The organism is Nocardia lijiangensis NBRC 108240 (genome assembly GCF_001613045.1).
Taxonomy (GTDB): Bacteria; Actinomycetota; Actinomycetes; order Mycobacteriales; family Mycobacteriaceae; genus Nocardia; species Nocardia lijiangensis.
This window is the reverse complement of sequence record NZ_BDBP01000073.1, coordinates 47,891-55,863: the sequence shown is the minus strand read 5'-3', so window position 1 is coordinate 55,863 and position 7,973 is coordinate 47,891. Positions and strand designations below refer to the sequence as shown.

Below are 7,973 nucleotides of genomic sequence, written 5' to 3'. Positions count from 1 at the left end.
CGCGGACCTCGGCTCGATCGAGCGCTTCGGCGGCCGGCGCAGGCGCGGGCTGCGAGCCGCGCCGTCGGCGGTGGTCGCGCACGGCACCGTGCCCGCCGAGATCGCCGCGGCCTGGCCGGTGCAGGCGCACCACACCATCGAGTTCGGCGCGGCGTGGGACACCACCTTCGACGAGATCGCCGCCGCACCGCGCCGTGGCGGGCGGCTCACCGCGCGCGGGCGGCTGATGCGCGATCCCTCGCTGCTGCTGACCCGCCCCGCGCTGACCGATCCCGGGCTCTACATCGATCGACCCGACGGCCGCCACGAGCCGTTCTCGCTGCTCGCGCCCTGCCCCAATCTGGCGAGCGCCCCGCTCGACTGGGACCGGCTGGCCCGCCCCTACCTGCGCGAGCTGCTCGCCGTGCTGGAGGCGCGCGGCTACCGCGGGATCGCCGAGCACTTCACCGTCGACCATCTGGACACCCCGCAGACCTGGCGCGATCAGGGCATGATCGCGGGCACGCCGTTCTCCGTCGCGCATCTGTTCCGGCAAACCGGACCTTTTCGACCGCGCAATTTCCCCAAGTTCAGCGACAACGTGGTTATCGCCGGTTGCGGCACCACGCCGGGCGTCGGAGTGCCGACCGCGCTGCTCTCGGGGAAACTGGCGGCAAACCGCATTACCGGCGCACCGGCCGATACTCGGGATGAACCGCGCGTACCAGCGGGATAGTGTTCTCCGCGAACCATTAAACTGATCGCCGACCTATTCGCTCGCGGTTGCGACCGCCGACCTTGCCGGGGGGACCGACACCACATGCATCCCGCCGACACGAGCGCCGCAGCCGCACCGTCGACCGATACCGCCGCCCACGTGCCGAGTCGCACCAGCACCTCGAGCACCCCGGGGTCCAGCGCACCACGATCCCTCGCCGACGGCGCCGACCGGATGAGCTTCCGGGACCGGATGCAGACCTACGCCGACTTCGCGCGCAGCCCCGAGGGCCACGCCGCGCTGCTCGGCTTCTTCGGTGCGGTGATGATCACCTTCGGCGGGCTCGGCGCGGGCAGCGTGCGCCAGCGCGATCCGCTGCTCGAGGCGATGAACCTGTCCTGGCTGCGGTTCGGGCACGGCTACGCGCTGTCGAGCATGCTCATCTGGGTCGGCGTGCTGCTGATGATCACCGCGTGGGTTCGCCTCGGCCGCACCACACTCGGGCTCGGCAACCGGGCGGGCGCGGCGGTGACGCTCAACGAGCTACGCGCGATCGTCGGAATCTGGATCTTCCCACTGCTCTTCGCGGTGCCGATGTTCAGCCGCGACGCGTACTCCTACCTGGCCCAGGGCGCGCTGCTGCGCGACGGCTTCGACCCCTACCAGGTCGGTCCCGTCGCGAATCCCGGTGTGCTGCTGGACAATGTGAGCCCGGTCTGGACCACCACCACCGCGCCGTACGGCCCGGTGTTCCTGTTGCTCGGCCGCGCCATCACCGCGATCACCGGTGAGAACGTGGTCGCGGGCACCATCGCGCTGCGGCTGGTGATGCTGCCCGGCCTCGCGCTGATGATGTGGGCGGTCCCGTACCTGACCAAACACCTCGGCGGCAAGCCGACGGTCGCGCTGTGGCTCGCGGTGCTCAACCCGCTGGTGCTCATCCATCTCATCGGCGGCGTGCACAACGAGATGCTGATGGTCGGCCTGATGTGCGCGGGCATCGCGCTGGTGCTGGAGCGCCACCACGTGGCGGGCATCGTGGTCGTCGCCATCGGCGTGGCGATCAAGGCCACCGCGGGCATCGCGCTGCCGTTCTTGGTGTGGATCTGGATGCTGCACGAGCGGGAGCGTCGCGCGGCCGAACGCGCGGCCGCGGACCCGAGCGCACCGCCGGATCCGAACTCGACTCCCGCGAACGGCGCTCCGGACGCCGCGAAAGCGGGCCCGGACATGCCGCACCCGGCCATGACGTTCGCCAAGATCGCCGGGCTCGGGCTGAGCGTGTTCGCGGTGGTCTTCGTCGCGGCCTCGGCCATCGCGGGCGTCGGCATCGGCTGGCTGACCGCGCTGTCGGGCTCGAAGAAGATCATCAACTGGCTCTCGCTGCCGACCATCATGGCGCACGCCACCACCTGGATCACCCCGCTGCGCATGGAGTCGGTACTCACCGTCACCCGCGCGCTGTGCGCCCTGGCGCTGGTGGCGGTGCTGGTGTGGACCTGGTGGCGGTTCCGGCACAGCGAGCGCGAAGCGGTGTTCGGCATCCTCATCGCGTTCGTCGGCATCGTGATCCTCTCCCCCGCCGCGCTGCCCTGGTACTACTCGTGGCCGCTGGCGCTGGCCGCCGCCTTCGCGCTGTCGACCACGACACTCATGGTGCTGGTCGGCCTATGCACCTGGCTGATGCTGGTGTTCCAGCCCGACGGCTCGATCGGCCTCTACAACTTCTGGCACGTGGCGGCGGCGACCTTCGCCGCAGTGGTCGCCGCGCTCGCGTTGCGCACGGTGGACCCGTTGCGATTGCGCGCCACGCCGCCGCAGGTGGAAGCCCCGCGCGTCGACGTCGCGGCCACCGCTTCGCGTCCATGAGCGCCGCGAGACCCGGCGAACCTGAGCTGGCAGGCGCATCGCGACGAAGTCCGTTCCTCGTTCCTCGTCCGGACGCAGACGCAGCCGGACACAACCCGTCCACAGCTCCACGCATGACCGGAGCGGAAGAGGAGATACTCCTCGCCTCCGCCTACCGCGTGTGCCGGGCGATCGCCGCGGAGCACGGCCGCACGTATTTCCTCGCGACCAGGCTGTTGTCGGCACCCCGAAGACCGGCGGTGCACGCGCTCTACGCGTTCGCTCGGATGGTGGACGACATCGTCGACCACGCGGATGCCGGTCATGGATGGCAGCCGAGCCCCGAAGGGACGCCGCACCAGGACACGCGCGCGAGTTCGGCGGGGGCATCGCACGGATCCGACGCGGCGGCAGGCTCCACATCGCCGGATTCCCGGCGCACGCCCGAGCACGGCCCCGCCGGCGAACTCGATCTGATCGAGAAGCAACTGCGAGTGGTCCTCGAACAGGGCGCATTCGCGCCGCAGGCCGCATCCGCGGGACCGGTTCCGCTGCGACGCGCCCAGGTCTTGACCGCGCTCGCCGATACCGTCGGTCGCTACGACATCGATCCGGCGCACTTCTGGACCTTCCTGGACTCCATGCGCATGGACGTCCCGGCCACCCCCTGCTTCCGCGACCGCTACGCCACGATGGCCGAGCTGCGCGAGTACATGCGCGGATCGGCCGCGGCCATCGGCCTGCAACTGCTTCCCGTGCTCGGCACCGTCGCGCCGCGGGCCGACGCCGAACCCGCGGCCGCCGCGCTGGGTGAAGCGTTCCAGCTCACCAACTTCCTGCGCGATGTCGGCGAGGATCTCGACCGCGGGCGCGTCTACCTGCCCGCCGACCACCTGTCGGCCTTCGGTGTGGACGACGACCTGCTCGTCCACTGCCGCCGCACCGGCCACACCGATCCGCGGGTACGCCGCGCGCTGGCCCACCTGATCGCGATCAACCGCGACCTCTATCGGGCCGCCGATCCCGGAATCGACCTGCTACACCCCCGGGTCCGCCCGGCAATCCGCGCGGCGAGCGCGCTCTACGCGGAAATCCTCGACCGAGTGGAGGAAACCGGGTACGCGGTCTTCCGGAGCCGAGCGGTAGTGCCGACCTCGCGGCGCTTGCTCATCGCAAGCGGCGAACTGCTGACAAGCACACTGACCACAAGGCGTGGGTGATCCCACAAACCCTCCACGCGCCTCACAGAGCCATCGGCTCTGCGAGGCGCGCAAACTCTGTGTGGTGTTCAGAAGGGATCGGCCGCGGCGCGGCGAAGCACCTCGCGGGCGAGGGGGCCGTGCAGGGCGTCGATGGGTTTGCCGGGGAGGCTGGCGTCGTCGGTGAAGATCCATTCGAGGATCTCCTCGTCGGTGTACTTGGCGTCCTTCATGACGGTGATCAGCCCGGGCAGGTGCTTGGCGACCGCGCCGGTGTCGTCGAAGAAGACCTCCGGGACGTTCGCCACGCCATTGCGGCGCACGGCGAGAAGTTGATGGTCACGCAGCATCTGATGCACCCGCGTCACCACGATCCCGAGCCGGTCGGCCACCTCGGGCAGCGGCAGCATCGCCACGGACTCCGGAAGAACATCCTCGCTACAGGGAAATGCACTCACCCGCACAACGGTAGACGGTAGGGCGGCGCGCGTCGTGTGACACCCGGGCGACAGACCGGTTCGGCCGCCAGGCACAGTTACGATCGTGGGGGCCGCACGGGGCGGCCTGTCGCTGTTCGCGTGACAAGCGAGGGGTGAGCACTTTTGTGAAAGTCGGAGGACATCACTTGATCGGGCAGATGCTGGAAGGGCGCTACCGGATTGACGCGCCGATCGCTCGGGGCGGGATGTCGATGGTCTTCCGCGGCGAGGACACCCGCCTGGACCGCCCGGTCGCGATCAAGGTGATGGACCCCAAGTTCGCCGCCGACCCGCAGTTCCTCTCCCGATTCGAGTTCGAGGCCCGCGCCGTCGCCAAGCTCAAGCATCCCGGGCTGGTGGCGGTGTACGACCAGGGCGTGGACGGCGACCACCCGTTCCTGATCATGGAGCTGGTCGAGGGCGGCACGCTGCGCGAGCTACTGCGCGAACGCGGGCCGATGCCGCCGCACGCCGTGCGGGCCGTGGCCGAACCGGTGCTCGCCGCCATCGGCGTGGCGCACTCGGCGGGCTTGGTGCACCGGGACGTCAAGCCGGAGAACGTGCTCATCTCCGATGCAGGCGAGGTGAAGATCGCCGACTTCGGCCTGGTGCGCGCCGTGGCGGCCGCGACGACCACCTCGGCGAGCGTCATCCTCGGCACCGCGGCCTACCTGTCTCCCGAGCAGGTGACCAGCGGCACCGCCGACTCGCGCAGCGACGTGTACGCGTTCGGCGTGCTGATCTTCGAAATGCTCACCGGCCGCGTCCCTTTCATCGGCGACACCTCGCTGTCGGTGGCGTACCAGCGCATCGAGAACGATGTGCCGAGCCCCAGCCAGTTCATCGCGGGCGTGCCGCCGGAGTTCGACGAGCTGATCGCACGCGCGACCAACAGGGAGCCCGCGCACCGTTTCGCCGACGCCAACGAGATGGCCGCGGAACTGCGCTCGATCGCGGCCGCGCTGAGCCTGCCGCCTTACCGGGTGCCCGCGCCACGGGAGTCGGCCGGGCATCTGAGCGCCAGTTTCCGCGCCGCGCCCGATCTGGGCCGACCCGCGCCGGACCCGCACACACCGCAGCCGACGCAGCACACCAAGGTGGTCACCGCGCAGCGACCGCGGGTGCCCGACTATGGACCGTCCGGGGAGTACGGGCAGCACGGGGACTACGGGCCGCCGACCGGCCACGATCCGCAAGCGGCCGGCCTGCGTCAGCCGCCGTTCCAGCCCTTCGACGACGACCGCCGCAAGTCGCGCAGGACGACCCTGATCTGGGTCGCGATCGTCGCCGTCCTCACCCTGATCGTCGGTGTCGCCGGCTGGTGGCTCGGCGTCGGCCGCTACGAGGCGATACCCCCGATCGCCGGGCTGAGCAGCGAGCAGGCGACCGCGGCACTGCGCGAGGCGGGCTTCGAGACCGAGATCAGACAGAAGGCCTCGGACACCATCCCGGTCGGCGGCGTGGTCGGCAGCGACCCGTCGGCGGGCTCGAAGGTGACCAAGGGCACGACGGTGTCGGTGCTGGTCTCCAGCGGCAAGCCCCGGGTGCCCGACATCAAGCCCGGCGACGACGTGCGCAAGGTGAATCAGCTCATCAAGGACGCCGGACTCCAGCCGATCGACGCAGGAGAGGTCGGCAGCCAGGCGCCCAAGGGTTCCGTCGCGAAGGTCGAGCCCGCGCCGGGGATCGTGCTGCCCATGGGCGGGCAGGTCAAGGTCTTCCGCAGCAACGGCGCGCAGCCGGTGAAGGTCCCTGATGTGCGCGGCAAGACGACCGAGGAAGCCGTGCAGGCGCTCACCGCCGCGGGCATCAAGGTCCGCGAGACCCGCGCCGAATACGACAAGGCCATCGAGGCCGACCAGGTGATCGGCACCGACCCGGCCGCAGGCAGCACGGTGAACTCCGGCGAGGGCATTACGCTGATCGTCTCCAACGCCGTCAAACTGCCCTTCCTGGTCGGCGACAGTGTCGGCGAGGCGCGCCAGAAGCTGGAGAGCCTCGGCCTGCGCGTCCAGGTCCAGCAACTGACCCCGTCGGACGGCTCCGTGGTCATCGGCCAGAGCCCCGGCGCGGCGGCCAAGGTCCAGCCGGGCAGCACCGTCACCCTCACCGCACTGCCCTGACCGGCGCGCTCAGCAGGTCAGCGTGACCTTGCCGAGCGCCGCGACGACATCGCGGTACATCCACCGCTTCATCGCCCCGAGCGCGGGGCCCGCGGTGCCTGCGAGCGCGCCCGCCCGGGTCAGCGCGACCGGCAGCACCCGCTCGTGCTTTTCGACCGCCTCCACGATGCCCGCGGCGAGTGCGTCGTGCCCGCCGTAGCGCCGACCGGTCAGCATCGCCTCGTGCGCGGCGGGACCGGGCAGCCGGGCCGTCAGCAGGTCGGCGATGCCGCCGGGGATGACGAGGCCGTCGTCGGACTGCGCCAGCGGCAGGGTGATCTCGGGCAGGCAGAAGTAGCCGCGGTCGCCACGCATGACCCGGCCGTCGTGGGCCACGGCGAGAATCGCGCCCGCGCCGAACGCGTGCCCCTGGACCGCCGCGACGGTCGGCGCGGGGAACGTCAGCAGGCGCTCGAACACCCGCTGTCCGGCCAGGAGGTAGCCGGCGGCATCCGGCCCGGCGAACCGCTCCGGTTCGAAACCGTTCGAGTAGAACTTCCCGGATCCGGTGGTGACCAGAGCCTTCGGCCCGTCGGCCGCCTGCACTTCGTCGAGGCAGGCATGGAGGGCGTCCATCCACTCGGGGGTGAAGCGGTTCTCGGTGTCGATCCGATCCGGTTCGCCGAGATCGAGCACGAAGACGGCGTCTTCGCGGCGTAGGTGCGGCATGAATACTCCCTGGGTGCAGTCTGTTTCGGGTCAGGCGGGCGGGTCGACGAAGATGTCGTAGGCGATGTCGCCGCGCGGGCCGTAGCCGGACAGCTCGGTGATGCCGTGGGCGGCAAGGACTTCCACGTCCAGGTAGGTGTTGCCGGTGGTGGTCGCGGCCGGGCTCTCCAGAATCAGCACGGCGGCGTCGGCGACGATCTCCGGGGTGCGTGCGGTGGCGACGACCTTCTCGCCGCCGAGCAGGTTGCGCACCGCGGCGGTGGCGATGAGCGTCTCCGGCCACAGGCAGTTCGCGGCGATGCCCGACTCGCGGTGCTCGGCGGCCACGCCGAGGGTCAGCAACGTCATGCCGTACTTGGCCAGCATGTAGGGCGGGTGCGCGCCGAGCCACTTCGGATCCAGGTTCAGCGGCGGCGACAGCGACAGCACGTGCGGGTTCTCCGACTTGCGCAGGTGCGGCAGCGCGGCGCGGGTGAGCAGGAACGTGCCGCGCAACTGGATCTGCTGCATCAGGTCGAACTTCTTCGCGGGCAGCGTTTCGGTGGCCTGGAGGTCGATGGCGCTGGCGTTGTTGACCACGATGTCGATGCCGCCGAAGCGCTCGACGGCCTGCTCGATGGCGGCCTGCACCGACTCCTCGTCGCGCACGTCGCCGACCACGGCGAGCGCCGATCCGCCCGCGGCCTCGATCTCCGCGGCCGCCGTGTGCACGGTGCCCTCCAGCTTCGGGTGCGGTACATCGGTTTTGGCGAGCAGGACGACATTGGCGCCGCGGCGGGCGGCCGCGAGGGCGATGGCCAGGCCGATGCCCCGGCTGCCGCCGGACATCAACAGGGTGCGGCCGGACAGAGTCTGTGTGGTCACGAGGGTGCCTTCCGGTTGCCGAAGCGGCAGCGTTCCCGGGCCGAACCGGGAAGCA

The 7,973-nt window shown here is 70.6% G+C and carries 7 protein-coding genes; 4 read left to right on the top strand and 3 right to left on the bottom strand.

Annotated features, from left to right (window positions below):
* The 3 genes from NL1_RS25545 to NL1_RS25535 all read left to right on the top strand — a co-directional run.
* Positions 1-715 (top strand): FAD-dependent oxidoreductase (locus NL1_RS25545; RefSeq protein WP_174553466.1); only part of this gene is annotated, 715 nt, incomplete at its 5' end.
* A gap of 84 nt (positions 716-799) precedes the next feature.
* Positions 800-2,566 (top strand): alpha-(1->6)-mannopyranosyltransferase A, encoded by a 1,767-nt coding sequence (locus NL1_RS25540; protein WP_067844373.1) that lies wholly within the window; start codon positions 800-802, stop codon positions 2,564-2,566.
* A gap of 113 nt (positions 2,567-2,679) precedes the next feature.
* Positions 2,680-3,765 carry a phytoene/squalene synthase family protein gene (locus tag NL1_RS25535; RefSeq protein WP_067844370.1) on the top strand — a complete coding sequence of 362 codons (1,086 nt, stop codon included), beginning with the start codon at positions 2,680-2,682 and terminating at the stop codon, positions 3,763-3,765.
* Between the two features lie 68 nt (positions 3,766-3,833).
* On the opposite strand, the gene NL1_RS25530 is transcribed toward NL1_RS25535, so the two are convergent.
* Entirely contained in the window at positions 3,834-4,202 is a 369-nt protein-coding gene (locus tag NL1_RS25530; protein ID WP_067844401.1) for an Rv2175c family DNA-binding protein, read from the bottom strand.
* Positions 4,203-4,369: 167 nt separating this feature from the next.
* Between NL1_RS25530 and pknB the strand changes: the two genes are divergently transcribed.
* On the top strand, positions 4,370-6,346 hold the full coding sequence (gene pknB, locus NL1_RS25525; protein WP_218024486.1) for a Stk1 family PASTA domain-containing Ser/Thr kinase: 1,977 nt from the start codon (positions 4,370-4,372) through the stop codon (positions 6,344-6,346).
* A gap of 9 nt (positions 6,347-6,355) precedes the next feature.
* Here the strand turns inward: pknB and NL1_RS25520 are convergent, their stop codons facing one another.
* Together NL1_RS25520 and NL1_RS25515 are read right to left on the bottom strand one after the other, a co-directional pair.
* A complete protein-coding gene (locus NL1_RS25520) occupies positions 6,356-7,054 on the bottom strand; it encodes an enoyl-CoA hydratase/isomerase family protein (protein ID WP_067844367.1) in 699 nt (232 codons plus the stop codon).
* 30 nt (positions 7,055-7,084) lie between these two features.
* Entirely contained in the window at positions 7,085-7,918 is an 834-nt protein-coding gene (locus NL1_RS25515; protein ID WP_084510941.1) for an SDR family oxidoreductase, read from the bottom strand.
* Between the last annotated feature and the right edge of the window lie 55 nt (positions 7,919-7,973).

Bases quoted from the DNA above. Each gene is read 5' to 3' on its own strand.
- NL1_RS25520 (WP_067844367.1), bottom strand. From the start codon at position 7,054: ATGCCGCACCTACGCCGCGAAGACGCCGTCTTCGTGCTCGATCTCGGC.
- NL1_RS25535 (WP_067844370.1), top strand. From the start codon at position 2,680: ATGACCGGAGCGGAAGAGGAGATACTCCTCGCCTCCGCCTACCGCGTG.
- NL1_RS25540 (WP_067844373.1), top strand. From the start codon at position 800: ATGCATCCCGCCGACACGAGCGCCGCAGCCGCACCGTCGACCGATACC.